Annotated in this window: 20 protein-coding genes and 1 riboswitch; of the genes, 17 read left to right on the top strand and 3 right to left on the bottom strand. The window is 40.8% G+C overall.

Features of this window, described 5'->3' with window-relative positions; translation table 11 throughout:
* Window positions 1-113 precede the first annotated feature (113 nt).
* The 4 genes from ACQKKO_RS08375 (at window position 114) to ACQKKO_RS08360 (ending at window position 4,520) form a co-directional block, all read left to right on the top strand.
* Window positions 114-854: an AAA family ATPase gene (locus tag ACQKKO_RS08375; protein ID WP_498646138.1), complete on the top strand. Its 741-nt coding sequence runs from the start codon at window positions 114-116 to the stop codon at window positions 852-854.
* An 88-nt stretch (window positions 855-942) separates the two neighbouring features.
* Window positions 943-1,042, top strand: a riboswitch (TPP riboswitch).
* 116 nt (window positions 1,043-1,158) lie between these two features.
* A complete protein-coding gene (locus ACQKKO_RS08370) occupies window positions 1,159-1,911 on the top strand; it encodes a 3-oxoacyl-ACP reductase (protein WP_498646137.1) in 753 nt (250 codons plus the stop codon).
* Window positions 1,912-1,936: 25 nt separating this feature from the next.
* Window positions 1,937-3,250, top strand: a complete 1,314-nt coding sequence (locus ACQKKO_RS08365) for an LLM class flavin-dependent oxidoreductase (protein WP_498646136.1) — start codon at window positions 1,937-1,939, stop codon at window positions 3,248-3,250.
* Window positions 3,251-3,365: 115 nt separating this feature from the next.
* Entirely contained in the window at window positions 3,366-4,520 is a 1,155-nt protein-coding gene (locus ACQKKO_RS08360) for a GNAT family N-acetyltransferase (RefSeq protein WP_498646134.1), read from the top strand.
* 44 nt (window positions 4,521-4,564) lie between these two features.
* Here the strand turns inward: ACQKKO_RS08360 and ACQKKO_RS08355 are convergent, their stop codons facing one another.
* Window positions 4,565-5,248, bottom strand: coding sequence for a type 1 glutamine amidotransferase domain-containing protein (locus ACQKKO_RS08355; RefSeq protein ID WP_498646133.1), 684 nt, complete (start codon window positions 5,246-5,248; stop codon window positions 4,565-4,567).
* Window positions 5,249-5,325: 77 nt separating this feature from the next.
* Here ACQKKO_RS08355 and ACQKKO_RS08350 point away from each other — a divergent pair, with 77 nt between their 5' ends.
* Window positions 5,326-5,721 (top strand): MerR family transcriptional regulator, encoded by a 396-nt coding sequence (locus ACQKKO_RS08350; RefSeq protein ID WP_498646130.1) that lies wholly within the window; start codon window positions 5,326-5,328, stop codon window positions 5,719-5,721.
* Window positions 5,722-5,890: 169 nt separating this feature from the next.
* A complete protein-coding gene (locus tag ACQKKO_RS08345) occupies window positions 5,891-6,592 on the top strand; it encodes a dihydropteridine reductase (protein ID WP_498646337.1) in 702 nt (233 codons plus the stop codon).
* Between the two features lie 78 nt (window positions 6,593-6,670).
* Here the strand turns inward: ACQKKO_RS08345 and ahpF are convergent, their stop codons facing one another.
* Window positions 6,671-8,200, bottom strand: a complete 1,530-nt coding sequence (gene ahpF / locus ACQKKO_RS08340) for an alkyl hydroperoxide reductase subunit F (protein WP_498646128.1) — start codon at window positions 8,198-8,200, stop codon at window positions 6,671-6,673.
* Window positions 8,201-8,215: 15 nt separating this feature from the next.
* Window positions 8,216-8,779, bottom strand: coding sequence for an alkyl hydroperoxide reductase subunit C (gene ahpC / locus ACQKKO_RS08335; protein ID WP_203088568.1), 564 nt, complete (start codon window positions 8,777-8,779; stop codon window positions 8,216-8,218).
* 266 nt (window positions 8,780-9,045) lie between these two features.
* On the opposite strand from ahpC, the gene ACQKKO_RS08330 reads away from it, so the two are divergent.
* From ACQKKO_RS08330 to ACQKKO_RS08280, 11 genes are all read left to right on the top strand, one after another.
* Window positions 9,046-10,053 carry a hypothetical protein gene (locus ACQKKO_RS08330; RefSeq protein WP_498646125.1) on the top strand — a complete coding sequence of 336 codons (1,008 nt, stop codon included), beginning with the start codon at window positions 9,046-9,048 and terminating at the stop codon, window positions 10,051-10,053.
* Between the two features lie 16 nt (window positions 10,054-10,069).
* Window positions 10,070-10,558 (top strand): hypothetical protein, encoded by a 489-nt coding sequence (locus tag ACQKKO_RS08325; protein ID WP_498646123.1) that lies wholly within the window; start codon window positions 10,070-10,072, stop codon window positions 10,556-10,558.
* Window positions 10,559-10,743: 185 nt separating this feature from the next.
* The gene (locus ACQKKO_RS08320) at window positions 10,744-10,989 is read left to right on the top strand and encodes a hypothetical protein (protein WP_498646121.1); all 246 of its coding nucleotides are present in this window, start codon (window positions 10,744-10,746) and stop codon (window positions 10,987-10,989) included.
* Window positions 10,986-12,098 carry a sensor histidine kinase gene (locus ACQKKO_RS08315; protein WP_498646119.1) on the top strand — a complete coding sequence of 371 codons (1,113 nt, stop codon included), beginning with the start codon at window positions 10,986-10,988 and terminating at the stop codon, window positions 12,096-12,098. The genes ACQKKO_RS08320 and ACQKKO_RS08315 overlap by 4 nt, the downstream gene beginning before the upstream one ends.
* Window positions 12,099-12,235: 137 nt before the next feature.
* On the top strand, window positions 12,236-13,318 hold the full coding sequence (locus ACQKKO_RS08310; RefSeq protein WP_498646117.1) for a D-alanine--D-alanine ligase family protein: 1,083 nt from the start codon (window positions 12,236-12,238) through the stop codon (window positions 13,316-13,318).
* Window positions 13,305-14,453 carry an alanine racemase gene (gene alr / locus ACQKKO_RS08305; protein ID WP_498646115.1) on the top strand — a complete coding sequence of 383 codons (1,149 nt, stop codon included), beginning with the start codon at window positions 13,305-13,307 and terminating at the stop codon, window positions 14,451-14,453. The genes ACQKKO_RS08310 and alr overlap by 14 nt, the downstream gene beginning before the upstream one ends.
* The gene (locus tag ACQKKO_RS08300; protein WP_498646113.1) at window positions 14,434-15,129 is read left to right on the top strand and encodes a response regulator transcription factor; all 696 of its coding nucleotides are present in this window, start codon (window positions 14,434-14,436) and stop codon (window positions 15,127-15,129) included. The genes alr and ACQKKO_RS08300 overlap by 20 nt, the downstream gene beginning before the upstream one ends.
* Complete coding sequence (locus ACQKKO_RS08295; RefSeq protein ID WP_498646111.1) at window positions 15,122-16,471, top strand: right-handed parallel beta-helix repeat-containing protein; 1,350 nt, start codon at window positions 15,122-15,124, stop codon at window positions 16,469-16,471. Before ACQKKO_RS08300 ends, ACQKKO_RS08295 begins: the two co-directional genes overlap by 8 nt.
* Window positions 16,472-16,555: 84 nt before the next feature.
* Window positions 16,556-17,296: a class I SAM-dependent methyltransferase gene (locus ACQKKO_RS08290; RefSeq protein ID WP_498646107.1), complete on the top strand. Its 741-nt coding sequence runs from the start codon at window positions 16,556-16,558 to the stop codon at window positions 17,294-17,296.
* Between the two features lie 16 nt (window positions 17,297-17,312).
* A complete protein-coding gene (locus ACQKKO_RS08285) occupies window positions 17,313-18,143 on the top strand; it encodes a GNAT family N-acetyltransferase (RefSeq protein WP_498646105.1) in 831 nt (276 codons plus the stop codon).
* A gap of 15 nt (window positions 18,144-18,158) precedes the next feature.
* The gene (locus ACQKKO_RS08280; protein WP_498646103.1) at window positions 18,159-18,554 is read left to right on the top strand and encodes a GNAT family N-acetyltransferase; all 396 of its coding nucleotides are present in this window, start codon (window positions 18,159-18,161) and stop codon (window positions 18,552-18,554) included.
* The last annotated feature ends 4 nt before the right edge of the window (window positions 18,555-18,558 follow it).

Below are 18,558 nucleotides of genomic sequence, written 5' to 3'. Positions count from 1 at the left end.
ACTTATGTTAAATGCAACTGATTTTTTCAATCTAGCGCATCAAAATCAGGAAAAGAAGATGGTATAGTGTGAAAAGATGAAGTAATTGAAAATAAATTGTAGGAGGGGAAGTCATGTATTTAAAAAAGATCAAATTATTACGTGAAAAGATCTCAGGTGACAATGAATATCCTTTCTCAATCCCGTGTCTGAAGCATTTTGATGAACTAAATCTAACCAAAGCTGTTACTTTTTTTGTTGGTGAAAACGGCTCAGGAAAATCGACGATGTTAGAGGGAATTGCGGATAAATGCGATTTTAATACAGCGGGAGGAGGCAGGGGGAATCAATATGAGGTGCATGCTTCCCAATCAGCGTTAGGCGACTATCTTCGGTTAGGATGGATGCCTAAGACTGGTAATGGTTTTTTTTTAAGAGCAGAATCCTTTTATCAATTTGCCTCTCATTTGGATCAATTAAAGAAAGATGATCCTTCCTACAGTTATGGTCGTTATGGTGGACAATCCTTACACGAACAATCGCACGGAGAATCGTTTCTTTCCTTGTTTAAAAACCGCTTTGATGGTAAGGCTCTCTATTTACTCGATGAACCGGAGGCTGCACTGTCTCCTGCTAGACAATTGGTTTTTCTAAGGGTGATTCATGACCTGGCAACAAAGGAAAACGCGCAATTTATTATTGCTACGCATTCTCCTATCTTACTTGGCTATCCAGATGCAGAGATCTATAGCTTTGATCAACAAAAAATTGATGTAATTGATTATCAAATGACGGATCACTATCAAATCACTCACTATTTTCTACAGAATCGTGAAAGAATGCTATCAGAACTTTTAAAGGAAGATGATGAGTGAATTAAATCTTTACGCACCAATTAATCTAAGGTATAGTAAAGCCAACGTGAAAACGTTACCTAAAATAACCAACGATAATTAAATAGTCAAGATGCACTAGGGGTGTTTTTAACTGAGATGAGTTTATACTCGAACCCTTTGAACCTGAACTAGGTAAGACTAGCGGAGGAAAGTGCCAAGCTTTTATACATAGTTACCGTGTATTTGTGATTGATTGGTATGTATTCATTAGTTTGCGCAGTGTTCCTACAGGAATGCTGCGTTTTTTTCGTTGATCTAACAAAAACATAGAGGAGTGGTCAGAATGACAAGAACAGTCGTTGTAACAGGTGGAAGCAGAGGACTAGGAGCAACAATCGTACGAACACTAGCGGGGCAAGGGTTTCAGGTTGTTGTGAACTATTATCAAAGTAAGGAAGCTGCAGAAGCCTTGGTGTCTGAGATTGGAGAAGACAAGGCTTGTGCCATTCAAGCAGATGTTACAAATCGGGCGGAAGTAGATCGATTAATCGAACAAGCTACAGCTTATTTTGGAAAAGTTGATGTAGTGGTTAACAATGCGTTAGTAGATTTCAAGTTTGACCCTACAAAACAAAAGTCGTTCACAGAGCTATCATGGGATGATTATCAAAAACAGGTTGATGGCACGTTGAAAGCTGCCTTCAATGTGATTCAAAGTGTGGTTCCTCAATTTATAGAAAGAAAAGAAGGAACGATTATTAGTATCGGAACCAATCTATTTCAGAACCCTGTTGTCCCTTATCATGAATACACAACGGCAAAAGCAGGCTTAATTGGATTTACACGTAACATTGCGGCTGAACTTGGTGTGCATGGAATTAAAGCTAATGTTGTTTCAGGCGGTTTGTTAAAAACAACAGATGCTAGTGCAGTCACAACCCCTGAGGTCTTTGATCTGATCGCTCAATCGACACCACTTAAAAAGGTAACGGAAACTCAGGATGTAGCGAATATGGTTGCGTATCTTGCTTCTGAGCAAGCGACTGGCATGACGGGCCAAAACATTACAGTCGATGGCGGATTGACGATGAACTAAGCAACATCAGACGAAGGAACGTGAGGTGAAAAGGGTGGCAAAGAAACAAATACATCTAGGTGTTTTACTATATGGATGTGGGCATCATCAAGCGGCTTGGTTAATGCCTGATTCAACCATTGAAAAAGTTGGGGAGATTTCCTATTACCAGTCGCTCGCCCAGCTTGCGGAGAAGGGGTACTTTGACGCGATCTTTTTTGCGGATAACCAAGCATTTAAAGGGTTGGATTCTACTGAATTGCCAGCTTTTTGGTTTGACCCGATTGTGAATTTAACGGCTATCTCTCAAGTGACGACACATGTAGGGTTAGTCTCAACCATCTCAAGTACTTTTTCTAACCCATTTACAGCGGCTAGACAGCTTTTAAGCTTGGATCACCTGACAAACGGGCGGGTAGGCTGGAATCTGGTGACTTCGATGACAGATATAGAAGCTCAAAATCATGGAATGAACGCGCTGCCCCCACGTGCGGAGCGTTATCAAAAGGCTGATGAGTTTGCGGCGGTGATGGACAAACTGTTCCTTTCGTGGGAGGAAGAGGCGTTTTTACATGATCGAGATAATGGGAAGATCATCAATCCATCAGAGATTGAGCCCATTCACCACGCGGGAACCTACTTTAATGTGCATGGACCTTCTACAACACCAAGTAGTCCCCAGGGTAAACCGGTCTCGATGCAAGCAGGAGCATCAAAAGAGGGTATTGCACTCGCAGCCAAGTACGCGGATGCTGTTTATTCGGTTTCTTGGAATCTTAAACAAGCAAAAACGTTCAGAAAGAAGCTAGATCTGCAAATGAAACAAAGTGAGGACCCGGCAAGGCGTATAAAAGTTTTGCCAGGGTTGGTAACCTATGTTGGCCATACATATGAAGAGGCTTTAAAGAAAAAAGCGGAGCTCGATGGACGATTACCGATTGAGGCTGCTTTAAAGCAACTAAGTTTCTTTGTTCAACAAGATTGCTCTAATTGGGCACTTGATGAAAAAGTGCCTTCCCTCCCACCAGTTGAAGAGTTTACCGGGCCAGTGGGTCGCTACGAGACCGTTTTAGAGATTATAAACGATACCAATCCAACGGTGAGGGAATTAATAGGGTATCTAAGTGCAGGTGGAGGACACCTCACACTCATTGGAACGCCAAAGGACATTGTCGATCAAATGAAGATATGGGTAGAGGCCGGAGTAGCGGACGGGTTTAACCTAATGCCACCAACCTTACCTGGGAGCTTGGAAGACTTTGTCGATTTAGTCGTTCCTGAATTACAGCGAGTAGGTTTGTTTAGAGAGGCGTATAGTGGTCATAGCTTTCGTGAGCATTTGGGTCTACAACTCATTTAAAGAATATGTTTATGAACGATCACAGGGTAGATCTTAGATCTACCCTGTTTTTTTAGGTTAAATAGAGTACACGCTTATGCTAAACTAGAGATATTCCAAGATATGGAGGTTTCACATGGCCATTCGACGTTTAGAAGATCATGAATTTGAACAAGCTTATGCGTTAGATTGTTACGCTTTTCAAGTAGCTGACCCAGAGGAATCACGTGCACGGGCGAAACGATCGTGGAACGATGCTACAACATATGGTGAGGTATCTGATGGGAAAGTTCTAGCAAAAGTAGAGCTGTTGGATTTTGATGTAAATGTATTTGGTCATACGATGAGAATGGGTGGTCTTGCCGGAGTAGCATCTTATCCTGAGCAACGACGCAAGGGCCTCATTACGCAGCTAATGAGTTATACACTAAAAACGATGAGAGAAGAGGGGCATGTGCTTTCTTATCTTCACCCGTTTGCTATAGGGTTTTACCGGAAGTTCGGTTGGGAGATTGCATTTGATGAGGCGACGTATACGCTGCAGCTCTCAGAATTTCCGAAACCAGACCGAAAGCTTGAGGGAGAGTTCGAACGAATTCCTTTTGCTGACCCTCGTATTCGCACCCTGTATGACAAAAGCTGTAGTCATGGAATGCTTGTCCGTGAGAACTGGTGGTGGGAAGCGCTTGTGGAGAAATACGCAAAGCATGAGACTGTTCTTTATACCGATTCTTCAGGTGTGCCTACTGCTTACATGGTCTATAAGGTAAAGAATCATCGGTTTGAGACAGAAGAGCTTGTCTATAGTGAGAGTAGCGGACTGAAGGCACTGCTTTCATTTATTGGACAGCATGATTCGATGGTTGAGTCCGTTGAGATAACAGCAGCCGGTTCAGAACATGTAGCATATTTTCTTCCGGACCCTAAAGCAAAGGCAGCGATTCATCCTTACTTCATGGCACGAATTGTTGAGGTGGAAGCATTCTTAAAAGAGTATCCATTTACTAAGGGAACAAGTATGAGCTTTACGCTTCAAATTGAAGACGCTTATGCTGAGTGGAATAATCAGACATTTGCGGTTTCGATTGAAGACGGGCAAGGAAGTTGCGGATTGTCATCAGAGCAGCCGACAATCTCGATGACGATCCAGACATTAACCAGCTTAATGCTAGGCTACAGAAGACCTTCATTTTATCTGAAGCAAGGCTTGATCAAAGGCGATAATGAAGCAATCCAACGCTTTGTATCACTTATTCCTGGAGACGAGCCTGCTCTTATTGATTTCTTTTAAAAGAAAGAAGCGACCAGCCCTACTAGGACCGGTCGCTATTTGTTTTACTTTTGAAGTTGTTTTAACACTAGATCTGCAACTGGGCCACCTGAAGCCGGATTTTGACCTGTTACTAGGCGTCCGTCTTCAACAGCATATGGTGCAAACGGCTTGTCTGCTTTTTGGAACTGCGCGCCTCGCTTAACCAGTTCAGTTTCAGCGAGGTATGGAAGGTGCTTATCAAGTTCAACAAGCTTCTCTTCCTCATTTGTGAAGCCTGTTACCACTTTATCGGCAATCAGGTAATTACCGTCTTCGGTTTTGAGATTTAACAACGCTACTGCGCCGTGGCATACAGAAGAAACAATTCCGCCATTGTTGTAAATCGTTTGGCTAATCTTCTGAAGACCTTCGTTTTCAGGGAAGTCCCAGACTGTTCCGTGACCACCCGCATAGTAGATGGCTGCATAATCAGCTGGATTCACGTCTTCAGGAGTTAACGTGTTCCCAAGCTTTTTCATGAATTCTGGGTTCAGATAAAACTCCCAGTCAATTTCTTCAGCCGCAGCCAGACTATGAGGATCAATTGGCGTGTAGCCGCCTTTTGGACTCACATAATCCACCTCAAACCCTGCGTCTTCTACCTTTTTCACAAAATGAACAGCTTCGCCTAACCATAAGCCAGTCGCTCTATTTAAATCCGGATATTTTGGAAAACTACTCACAACAACAAGAATTTTGTTAGACATCAAATCACTCCTCTATTAAGATGAACTTATCATACTACTTAAAGTGCACTTTAAGTCAACGGAAAGGACTTGCCTATATGAACCACTACACAATGAACGAAATCAAAGAAAAGCTGGGACTATCAGCATCTACGTTGCGATATTATGAAAAAGAACAATTAATTCCAGCAATCATGCGTGGTTCATCCGGAAACAGAAGCTATACAGATACAGATATTGAATGGATTGCTTTCATTAAAACGCTACGTGACACGGACATGCCAATTCGGGTTATCAAGGAATATGTGACCATGTTCCAAGAGGGACCAGATACTATATCCGCAAGAAAAAAGTTAATGGCAGCACATGCAGAGAAAGTACAGCAAGAGATTGATCAGAAACTAGCCAGTCTTAAAGTGCTCCAAAAAAAGGTGAAATATTACGATACGATTGATCGACGGAAGCAGAGGTTGAGTGAGAGGGCGTTTAAGTAAACGCTCTTGAATCTATAAAAGACATCAGAATGAAATCAAACGTAAGCATTATGTTTATCTTCTTACTATATAAGTACTACTTTTTGTCTGTTAAACATTGAGAATAATTATCAATTAATGTAGACTAATAAGTAACAATCTTAATTAGCTAAGTGTGGGGGAGATTATCATACGTATTTATTGGACGAAAATCAATCAAATTGTCGAAGAAACGCCTGAAATTAAAACTTATTTTCTTGACTGCCCTGAAGGTTTTACTTGGGAAGAGGGATCTCACACTCACTTTGCACTAAAAGGGTTTAATGTTGGGGATAAGCCTAATCGTAGTCTAATTCGTCATATGTCCATTTCCACTTTACCGAGCGAGAAAACCATTGGTATTACAACACGTATTAAAGAGGAATGCTCTGAGTTTAAAGCAATATTAAGAGAACTAGCGGTTGGCGATGAAGTGGCTATCTTTAAGACTCATTCAAACGTACCGCTTAAAAGAGAAGGCAGAAATGTCTATTTACTGTCTTCAGGTGTTGGACTAGCAACCTTCAGACCGCTTGTCCTTGATTACTTAGAACGAGCTGATAACGTCAATCAGATTCACTCCTTGAACATTGACTCAAGTAAGAATTTCTTATTTCCTTCTATTTTTACATCCGCAACTGCTAAAAATTTCACAGCACAGTTTGTTTCTTCCCGAAAAGAATACTATACACATGTGAAAAAACTAACCACAGATAAGCAAGGCATCTTTTATATTATTGGCAGTAACGATTTTCTCATTGAAAACATTACTATGCTGCACGAGCAAGGCATTAAGTCTAAACAAATTATACTGGATAAGCATGAACAACAACTGGCTGAGTTTTTGCGCTAATTTAATAAGCCATTTTGTTACTTTTGACTTTAAATATAAAAAGCACTCGCCCTATGATTACATAGAACGAGTGCTATTTTAGTTACGAATCAAATAATCAAATGCGCCGAGTGATGCAGTGGCACCTGATCCCATGGAAATAATGATTTGGTTGTACGCACTATCGGTGCAATCACCGGCGGCGAATAGACCTTTGACGCTTGTTGCGCCTTGCTTGTCTACTACGATCTCGCCCATACGAGTACGTTCAACAGACTCATCTAACCATTCTGTGTTTGGTACGAGACCAATTTGAACAAACACACCTTGTAAGGCAACGTGATGAATCTCTTCTGTTGCACGATCTTTGTATGAAATCCCGTTTACACTTGAGTCCCCGGTAATTTCGGTTGTTTGTGCATTTGTGATAACCGTGACGTTTGGTAGGCTATTCACACGATCTTGAAGGACGCTGTCTGCTTTAAGCTCAGGCGCGAACTCAAGAACAGTTACATGGTTAACGATCCCAGCAAGGTCGATTGCCGCTTCAATTCCGGAGTTTCCTCCACCGATAACCGCAACATCTTTGCCTTCAAATAATGGACCGTCACAGTGTGGGCAGTAAGCCACACCTTTATTTTTAAATTCTTCTTCACCAGGTACGCCAACATTTCTCCAGCGTGCACCAGTTGAAAGAATGACTGTTTTTGCTTTGAGTACGGCATCGTTCTCAAGGGTTACCTCAAAGAGATCCTTTTTCTCTAAATGCTTCGCTTTTTGAAGGTTCATGATGTCGACATTGTAATTCTTCACATGCTCTTCAAGGCTTGCAGCAAGCTTTGGACCTTCTGTGTGAGGAACACTGATGAAGTTTTCAATGCTTAATGTATCCATTACCTGACCACCAAAGCGCTCAGCGACGATTCCAGTACGAATCCCTTTACGGGCAGCATAAATCGCAGCACTTGAACCAGCAGGACCACCGCCAACAACAAGAACATCAAATGGATCTTTAGAAGCTAGCTCTTCCGCGTCAACGCCAACACCCATCTTAGCAATGATTTCTTCAGTGCTCATACGACCACTTCCGAACGATTGACCGTTTAAGAAAACGCTTGGTACAGCCATAACCTGCTTATCCTCAACCTCATCTTTAAAAGCTGCTCCGTCAATCATGGTATGCGTGATATTAGGGTTTAATACACTCATCATGTTTAACGCTTGAACAACGTCAGGGCAGTTATGGCACGTTAAGCTAATGTATGATTCAAAGTGAAATTCACCTTTAATTTGCTTAATTTGATCAATAACCGATTGATCCACTTTTGGAGCTCTACCACTTACTTGTAGCAATGCCAAGACAAGAGATGTGAACTCATGACCTAAAGGAACACCGGCGAATGTTACGCCAGTGTCCTCTCCTACACGGTTTACACTAAAACTTGGCGTTCTGGGTAGAGCAGCCTTTTCAATCGTAATTCTCTCAGACATGGAAGAAAGTTCATCGAGAAGAGCAATCATATCTGTTGATACTTTATCGTCTCCCGCGTTCACTTTAATCACAATGTCATTCTCTAAAAGCTGCATATATTGGTTGAGCTGTGACTTAATCTCTGTATCCAGAACCATGTTTTACGACACTCCTTAGATTTTACCTACTAGATCAAGGCTAGGTGTAAGTGTTTCTGTACCTTCTTCCCATTTTGCAGGACATACTTCACCTGGATTGTTACGAACATATTGAGCTGCTTTAATTTTGTTTACTAGGATGCTCGCATCACGACCGATACCGTCTGCATTCACTTCAACTGTTTGAATGATACCATCCGGATCGATAACAAACGTACCACGATCAGCAAGACCTGATGCTTCATTTAAAACTTGGAAGTTACGAGAAATTGTTTGTGATGGATCACCAATCATTGTGTACGTGATCTTACCGATTTTCTCAGAGCTATCATGCCAACCTTTATGAACGAAGTGAGTATCTGTTGAAACAGAGTATACTTCTGCACCAAGTGCTTTTAAATCTGCGTATTGGTTTTGTAGATCCTCGAGTTCCGTTGGGCAAACAAAGCTGAAGTCAGCAGGGTAGAAGCAAACAACACTCCATTGACCTTTAAAGCTATCGTTTGTTACCTCAACAAACTCACCATTTTTATAAGCTTGTGCTGTGAATGGAAGTACTTCTGAACCGATAAGTGACATAAATAAACATCCTCCTAATATGAACATTAAGTCATCGCTTAATGATAGTTATTCTAATTACATACTTATTATTAAATAATTATTACTGTTTGTCAACAAGTATGATTAATCTTTTTTATCAAAAATGTAAGCTGTTTTGCGGGATATTTGGATAAAGCCTATTTTATCATTATCATTTAGTATCTTTACAATGATAATGAAGAAATGATAAATAACCTTTTAGTCCAACCTCTATACGGGTATGGTAAGAAAAGGGAGGGATTAAATTGAAAAAGGTAACAGCAATAACTGGTATGGTTTCGGTTGCTTGTATCCTTGTTGGTTGTAATACCTCAAATGAACAAACTCAAAACACAGATCCAGTAGAACCAGTTGAAAATAACACGGAAGAGAGTGGAACGGATTCTGGTGAGGAAGACGCAGAGGAAGTCGAAACAGATGATACAAATGATGAAGAGGAGGAGAATGAAGAAGCTTATGAGGAAGTACAGGAAAGTGAAAATTATACGATTCAGACGGATTACGTGGACGCAAAGACTGAATTCATTACAACATTCTCAATTAATCGAGAGCGAAATTTAGACGGATCACGAGAAGAACGTCTTGAGAGGTCCTTGTTTGAAAGTGATCCGTCTGAACAGGACATATTAAGCTCATTTACTGAATTGTCTCTAGAGCAAGGCGAGCTAACGGTTGAATTTAATACCAACGATCACACACTGCTTTCCACAACCTCTGCTCAAAACCGATTGTTTTACCAATCATTTTCTGGGATAAGCGATCTTTATGGGGTTGAAGAAGTGATCTTTTTAGATCCGAGTGGTGGTAGAGAGATGATTGTAGGTGGAAGTCCGCTAGATCAAACGATGAACATTGAAGAAGAAAGAGGTCTAACACGTGGCTATTATACCCTTTACGATACAGAACTCGAACAGACCTTATTCTTACCCGGTGGCTTGTTAGGTGAAGACGTTACAGGAGCTGATGGAGAATCGTTGAATTTTGAAGAAACTGTAGAAGAGATGAAAACAGTTAATGAACATGAGCTGTCCTATTCAACGGCCATCGTAGAAGGAATCGAAATCGATCATACATCACTTGAAAAGGATGTCGCATCCGTCCATTACACAATTGATGAAGATCTTGTCACAGAATCTGATCAAATTGTGTTCGCAAATGCCATGCAGCTGGCAGCCTTGGACTTTCATGCAACCGAGCTTGAGCTTGTAAATGAAACGGAGCAAAGAATAGTGAACTACCCTTTGATTAAATGAAAGTTGAGGTGACAGGATGAAGAAGATAACCATGGTTTTTATACTGTTCTTTTTAGTGGGATGCTCGAGTAACGCCATTCAAGATGACCAGTCCGAAGAAACAGGCGCTGAGCCATTACCGGATGAAGCTCCTACCGTTTCAATCTATAATTCAACGAGTGAAGAACTAGAATCGGAATCGACTGTCGCTTGCTGGAACGACTGTAACGAATCAAACACCTCCCAAGAAAGTGAGGACAGATCTGCAAGGGCTACAGAATTCGTTAATGAAGCAGATCTTGAAGAAACACTCGAAATTGAGCTAAGTGACGATACGCAACAAACGGTTATTCATCACCTCATGACATATAGAGGTTCTAGCTTAACTGAAGGTGAATTGGACGGGAATACGTTCAGCGTTCAAGGACTTGATGAAAATCAATATGCAGTCATTACCTATTTTTTAGACGATGATGAAGATGTGATCGGTCAGATTGAAACGGTTTTTTCCGTATTGATTAAGTGAAAACGAACCGTGCCCTTGTCGGGGACGGTTTTTAGTTAGCCTGAAATTGAATTTGAAAATGGGATGATGCTCTCTAACGCTCCACTTCAACCTCATCCCCGCTATTTCTTTAGAATTCTTAAGATTTTCTTTTCTTCTTCTTATGATTAGATGGATAAGCTCGTATATGAAGGAGATGAGTAGAGTTGATAAGAAAATTGATTGCTAGTATATGCTGTTTGGTACCCATCATACTGTTTAGTGCACCTGCTACATTACCTAATGAGGAACAAGTCATCTTGCTTTATTATCATGACGATAAAATGGAAGAGACAGGTGCGGTGTGGGATGATCTAGTTTTTGTAGATTCGATTTCTATAAGTAATGGTATGCTAGATACAATACGTGTTTGGTTTAGGGAAGAATCAATGGGGAGAGGAAGAGTTGATTGAATAAACGGTACGTAGCTCTTATGTTTAAGATATTTATCATGTTATTGTTAAGTGGTTTTTTTACTACTGCTTTAATAGCAAGCCTTCACTTTTTTTATGGGATGTCTCGAAATGACTATGTGAATGTGTTCGATCGAATAGCCGTATCCTTTTATGAAGCACTTACCTACTATGAGTATGTTTTCTTTGATCTTATCTTTGTTTTGTTTTTTGCTGGAATTATCCTTTGTTTTTTAGTTATTGCTCACAGATACATTCGTTATTTCGTGAAAATTGAAGCGGACCTCAAAAAAATGGCAAGCGGGGAGCTTTCTCAACGTGTCGAAGTGAAAGAGAATCACGAGCTTGGACAGCTGGCACTACAAGTGAATCAGCTTATTAAAAAGCTAGAAATCACCGTGGATGAGGAGCGGGTGGCTGAACAATCAAAAACAGAGTTAATTACAAATGTTTCACATGATCTTCGGACGCCGCTCACTTCTATCATCGGTTATCTTGATTTAATTCAGAGAGATCAATATAAAGATGAAGTTACTCTGAGATATTACACTGATATTGCTTATGATAAGACAAAACAAATGAATACCATGGTGAATGATCTCTTTGAATATATACGCACAAAGAATCCAAAGTTAATGCTGAACAAAGAGGAAATTGATTTAAAAGAGATTCTTAATCAGATGGCATCTCATTTTTATTTGCAGATGAAGCAATCAAACCTGAGCTTTAGGATGAAGCTTCCTGAGCATGAAGTTAAGCACACTGTAGATGGTGAAAAGCTCTCAAGAGTGTTTGGTAATATTATTGAAAATGCAATTAAGTATGGATCAGATGCCCCACATATTGATATTCGATTAAGTCAGTTAAATCAAGCTGTTGAAGTTGAAATCCGAAACTACGGGGAGCCCATTGCTCAAGCTGAGCTTCCATTTTTATTTGAACGGTTCTATCGTGTTGATCAGTCTAGAACAAAGGACACTGGTGGTTCTGGGTTAGGGCTTGCGATTGCAAAAAACATTGTTGAATTACATGGTGGAAAAATACGCGTCACGAGTGATCAAGCAGGTACAGCATTTTATGTAACCTTGCCTGCGTTAAAAGGACATTAAGTCTTTACAGGATGTTTCTCTGTAAAGGCTTTTTTTGTATTCTTTTCATTCTTTAAGATTCTTAAGGTTTTCTTTCTGCTTTCTTAAATGGTTTTTTTTATGATGAACTCACTAACAAATGAGTGGAGAGATGAACCGTGGAACGAAAAACAGTAGCTATTCTTTTTGGAGGCGTATCAAGTGAACATGAGGTGTCCTTACAATCAGCCGCAGCGGTGATTGATGCGATATCAGTAACGAAGTACAATGTCATTCAAATTGGGATTACGAAGGAAGGCAGTTGGTATATATTTGATGGAATTAGTCAGCAGATTAAGGATGGAAGTTGGGCAAGAAGTCCCTTTTTGAAACGAGTGGTTGTCAGCCCCGATCATCATAAGCCAGGACTCATTTTATTAGAGAATGAAAGCATCACTTACATACAAATCGACTGTTACTTTCCTGTACTTCATGGAAAAAACGGGGAAGACGGAACGATTCAGGGTCTATTGGATATCGCAAACATCCCGTATGTAGGCTGCGGGACATTAAGTTCCGCTCTTTGTATGGATAAAGTGATCGCGCAACAATTAGTGAAGAGCGCGGGCATTGGTACCACCGACTTTATCTCATTTGGTCGATATGAGTATCAATTTGAACAGGTACAACAATGGGCTACAGAAGATGTGGGGTATCCGATCTTTGTAAAGCCGGCAAGATCAGGTTCTTCATATGGGATATCAAAAGTACATGATGAAGTTGAATTAAAGCAAGCTATTGAACAAGCATTTACTTTTGATGACAAGGTCCTCTGTGAAGGAATGGTTTTGGGTATGGAGGTAGGGTGTGCAGTCTATGGAAATGACTATCCTGAAGTCGGCCTGATCGGAGAGATTGAACCAAGTAGAGATTTCCTAGATTATGAAGACAAATATCACTCCGGTGAGATGAAACAGTACGTTCCAGCAAGACAGAAGGAAGATGTTTTGAGAGCGGTACAGCAGCTGGGAGTACAAATCTATCGCATATTAGGGTGCAAGGGATTAGCAAGAGTGGATTTCTTTATTAAAGAAAATGGAGAGATTGTCTTTAATGAAATTAATACAATGCCAGGCTTTACACCTTCCAGCAGATATCCGCGAATGATTGAAGCTTCAGGGATTCCTTATTCTGCATTGGTAGATGAGCTTATTGAGCTTTCTATGCAAGGAAGGGAAGTGAGTAGACTTGAGTCGATCTAGAGCTTGGGTGGAGGTCAACCTAGATTACCTCCTACATAATGTAGACGTGATCCGCTCAACCATTCCTAGGGAAACAAACATCATGGCTGTAGTAAAAGCAGATGCGTATGGACATGGACTGGACCAAACGGCAAAAAGCCTCTTTGGAGCAGGTGTAACAAATTTTGCAGTGGCTACTCTAAACGAAGCCGTTCAGTTAAGAAATCTTTTACCCTTCGTGGACATTTTAATATTAGGACTGACGTCGCCTGACGAGGCCATGACTCTGTCACGGCTTCGGTTGATTCAAAGTGTATTCTCGCCAACTTATACAAGAGCTTTAGCAAAAGCTGCTGAAAAGGCAGGCGTGAGGCTTCAAGTCGAGATTAAAGTAGATACCGGTATGAATCGAATGGGTTACGCATATCTTGACACCGATCATATCAAAGGAATCTTCTCCTATACTCAACTTCATGTACATGGCATTTATAGTCATCTATCTGTTGCAGACAGTTTAGATCCTATAGATGTAGAAACGACAAATGTTCAGGTTGCACGCTTTAACCAATGCTTAGGTGCATTAAGAGATTATCCATACGGAAAAACACATCTTCAAAACAGTGGTGGGATTATGAATCATTCCCATCTAACATATGACTTTGTTAGACCTGGAATCATGCTTTTTGGTATTCCTTCTGGAGAGGTGAGGGAAATTGGTTTGAAGCCTGTTATGGAACTAAAAGCAAGGGTTTCAATGATTAAAACAGTGCCTACGGATGAATGGATTGGATATGGGCGTACATGTCAATTTAATACTCCAAGGAGAATCGCAACCGTATCGATTGGTTACGCAGACGGCTATCCGAGAGCTGTTTCAGGAAAACGAGCACCTATACTAATTAAAGGACAATTTGCGGATCAGGTTGGAAATGTATGTATGGATCAACTGATGATGGATGTTACCGATATAGATGGTATAAAGAGCGGGGATCAAGTAGTATTAATTGGAACGAGTCATGATAAAGCAATAAGTATGAACACAATGGCTACTCTCGCTCAAACGATAACGAATGATTTAGCTTGCAGTCTCTCATCGCGGGTTTGTAGGTATTATCATTCGACAAGTAGTAAGAAGGATGTGGAACCGGTTGTCTAAGCATATTTTAATCGTGGATGATGATCAAGAAATCGCACGCTTAGTGAGTATTTCACTAAAAAATGAAGGGTATGCCACAACGCTTGCTGGCAATGGGGTCGAAGCTCTTCAAAAAATGAAAGAAAGTGATATTGATTTAGTTGTTCTTGATGTCATGATGCCTGAGATGGATGGATTACAATTTTGCCAAACAGTAAGACAAGATCATGAGCTCCCGATACTAATGATTAGTGCAAAGTCAGAAGATATGCATCGGATTACGGGAATTATGACTGGTGCAGATGATTATTTAATTAAACCCTTTAATATACTTGAGCTCGTTGTAAGAGTGAAGGCATTACTACGAAGAGCGTATTATTACCGTGGTTCAGCAAAGGAAAGTACGATCCTTGAGTTAGGTGACCTAATCATTGATAAGAAAAAGTACAGGGCAATGGTTCAAGACAAAGAACTAAAGTTAACTTCGAAGGAATTTGAGATTCTCTACCTATTGGCTAGTCAACCTGGACAAGTATTTGATTCAGAGTCAATCTTCCAACAGGTATGGAAGGAAAAATACTATGACTCTAACAACACAGTCATGGTCCATATTAGTAATCTACGAGACAAATTAGAAAAAGCCCTAGGCTACAAGGTAATTCAAACCGTATGGGGAGTCGGTTATAAGATTGAATAATAGAGATAGAGAGGAACGAACAAGCTTGAGACGAACATATACAACCTTTATCCTGCTAGCTGGAATGGTAGTAGCAGGCTGCCAAGATCAACAAATTGAAACAAGTGAAGAAGGCCCGCAGCTTTATGTTGCGACAGATGGAAACGACGACAATGCAGGAACAATAGAGGAACCCCTTTTAACACTAGAGGAAGCTGCAGACCGGGCAACGGCAGGCACAACGGTGTCGATCCGAGAAGGAATCTACTACGAGCCACTGATTATCCAGCATAGTGGGACGGAGGATCAGCCTATTCGTTTTGAGGCATATGAAGAGGAAGAGGTTCGCCTAAGCGGAGAACAGCTTGAGGATGGTCTCGATGATGTAGCGATGATTGAAATAACTGGGCAAAGCTACGTTATCATTGATGGGTTGGAAGTAGAAAACGTTACAACAGAGCACGAAGATAAGACGGTTATCGGCGTTCTTGTAAATGGACCAAGTGCGCACGTCGAATTATCGAATCTGTTCATACACGACATTGCGACCTATGAAAAGGACGGGAATGCGCATGGTATCGCGGTGTATGGTGAAGAACCAATTACAAACATAGAGATCACAAATAACACGCTTACTGATCTTAAGCTAGGCTGGAGTGAGGCACTTGTTGTAAACGGCGATGTCAGTGACTTTTTGATCGCAGACAATCATGTCCACCATACAAATAATATTGGAATTGATGTGATTGGATACGAAGGAATTGCGGCAGACCCTGATCGTGACTTTGCACGTAATGGAGTCATTCGTGGAAACGACGTGCACCACAATTCTAGTTACGATAACCCAAGCTATGGTGGTGATTATAGTGCGGGTGGCATTTATGTAGACGGCGGGAGCGACATTCTAATTGAAGAAAATTGCGTTTATCAAAATGACATTGGAATTGAGGCAACGTCCGAGCATGAAGGGAAGTTTGCGACCAATATTAAGATTCTTAACAATGACGTTTACGAAAATGTGTATACTGGTATCACCATTGGGGGCTATGACTCAGAGCGCGGAGGCACCACTGATTCAGTCATATCAGGTAACACGCTCTCAGGTAACGACACGAAAGACCTTGAAGGAGCCCAGCTTCTTGTACAATACTATGCCTACTCAAATCTAGTGGAGCAAAACAAACTGACAGCTAGCCAGACGGGGTTATTCGTTAGCAATGAAAATAAAGAAAATGATGACATGCAATTTAATGAAAATGAATATGTGTATGACGAAGAGATCCGACCACGTTGGATTTGGAGGGGTGAGGAGGTCGCATCACCGGAAGATTTCCAAAGGCTCGTTGACCAAACGCACCCGTAATCGCACCACTCTTATCCTGCCAAGGCAGGATTTTTTTGTTTTTTATGGAATGTAGCAATAGTCGGATGAAGGGTTGTGGCTCTTATGAATGAAGAAGAGTTTTATAACAAAGTTGGAGAAGTAAACGGCTGGGATTTTAGTGATCTTCAGGTTGGAATTGAAGGAGCGGTATGGGATTTCAATGAAAAAGTAATAGAGATCGGTCAGGAGTCCAATTTCTTATTAGATCTTGGAACGGGTGGGGGAGAAAATGTCATTAGGATGGCTCCAAAGTTTGTATTTCTAGTTGGAATTGATGCGTCTCAAAGCATGATAAGGAAGGCTAAAAGTAATCTAAAGACGTCTGGGATCTTAAACACAAGCTTTCACGAAATGTCTAGTCATGACTTAACATTTCCAAATCAATTCTTTCACATCGTGACGAGTAGACACGCTCCTTTTACAGCCAGTGAAGTGAATAGAGTCCTAAGGCAAGGCGGGTCATTTATCACACAGCAAGTTAGCGAAGAAGATAAGCTGAATCTAAAAAAGGCATTTGGAAGAGGACAGTCTTATGGCAAGCAAGACGGTAGGTTAAAACAAAAATATATAGCTGAGTTAAAGGAAGCGGGTTTTAGATCGATTGTAGAACTAGAATACAATGCAACAGAATACTATAAAAGGGAAGAGGATCTGTTATTTCTCTTAAACCACACGCCAATTATCCCTAATTTTCTAGAGGATTCAAATGACATGGATCGATTCAATCAATTCGTCCACACAAATAAAGCAAAAAAAGGAATACGCACAAACTCTAAACGTTTTTTACTGATTGCTACTAAATAATGTTCAGGAGGGCCTTATGATCATCGAGCTGAAAAAGAATCAGTTTCAAAAGTGTCTTAGGTTGCTTCAAGATGACGGATTAGCAGAAGTTAGAGCTGTAGTAGAAGGGACGAGTCCTGGGCGCGTGTTCGTGGATAATCTTGAACAGCCGAAAACGGGGATGGTATGGCTGCATTCAAACGATGGCTTTATCTTTTTTGGAGACGCTGATAATGAACTCTTTAATCAAGCATTAAACCCATTTATTAATCAAACAATTAAAGCAGAGGCGAAAAAGGTTGGCTTAGAATGGTTCGAAGCCTTAGGTTACCATTCAGGGTGGAATCAAACCTTTGAAAAGGTATTTCAGCATCGAACCATTGGCAGTTGGAACCAAAGAGTCTATCTATTAGAAAAAGAATCGTTTATTAAGCCTGCGAATTCGCATATTCCGGAAACATTTCAATGTGTAAAACTCAATCGAGATGTATTAAGCAATAACAAAATCAAAAACCTTCCTCAATTGAAAGACGAAATCCTGACGTTTTGGCCATCGGTCCATTCATTTCTTCATCACGGCTTAGGATATTGCATGATCTATGAGCATGAGATTGTGAGCTACTGCTTTTCAGGTTACGTGGCAGGAAACGTCCATTGTATGGGAATGGAAACCTACAAACCCTATCGAGGCCGTGGCCTTGTTCAACATGTAGCCGCAGCTTTTATAAAAGAATGTCTAGACTCAAGCCATGTACCATATTGGGACTGCATGGAGACGAACCTTGCGTCTGTTGCGGTGGCAGAAAAGCTGGGCTTTAAGCTCCGACTAGAATACCAAGGATATGATTTTTCCTTGAAGGAATGTTGAGAGAGGGAGGCACGTATGCCATTTGCTGCACAAATCAATCTACCATTAGAACAACATGAAGTACCAGAACTAAGAGAGGTCGTAGGCTGGAATAGAAGAGATCAAGATTATCCACTTTTATTTCAACGATGTCAGTTCTGGGCCGGAGTAAAAGATGACTCAGGAAGATTAATTGCATTCGGCTATCTATGTGGAATGGGTTTAGAGCACGGATATATGGAAGACATCATTGTACATCCAGATTATCAAGGACTGGGGATTGGATTAAAGCTTATAAACGAATTAGTAACAGAATCAAAGAGAGCAGGAATCGAAATCATAACCGTTACATTTGCAGAAGAGAATACAAAATTCTATGAACGAGCTGGCTTTATAAAAGGGGCGAGCGGAGTTTTGCGGTTGGGGAGGTAGACTC

Source organism: Alkalihalobacillus sp. NPDC127517, from assembly GCF_050276055.1.
GTDB lineage: Bacteria > Bacillota > Bacilli > Bacillales > Bacillaceae_D > Alkalicoccobacillus.
Note: the sequence above shows the minus strand (reverse complement) of the source record. Positions and strands in the feature narration are given on the sequence as shown.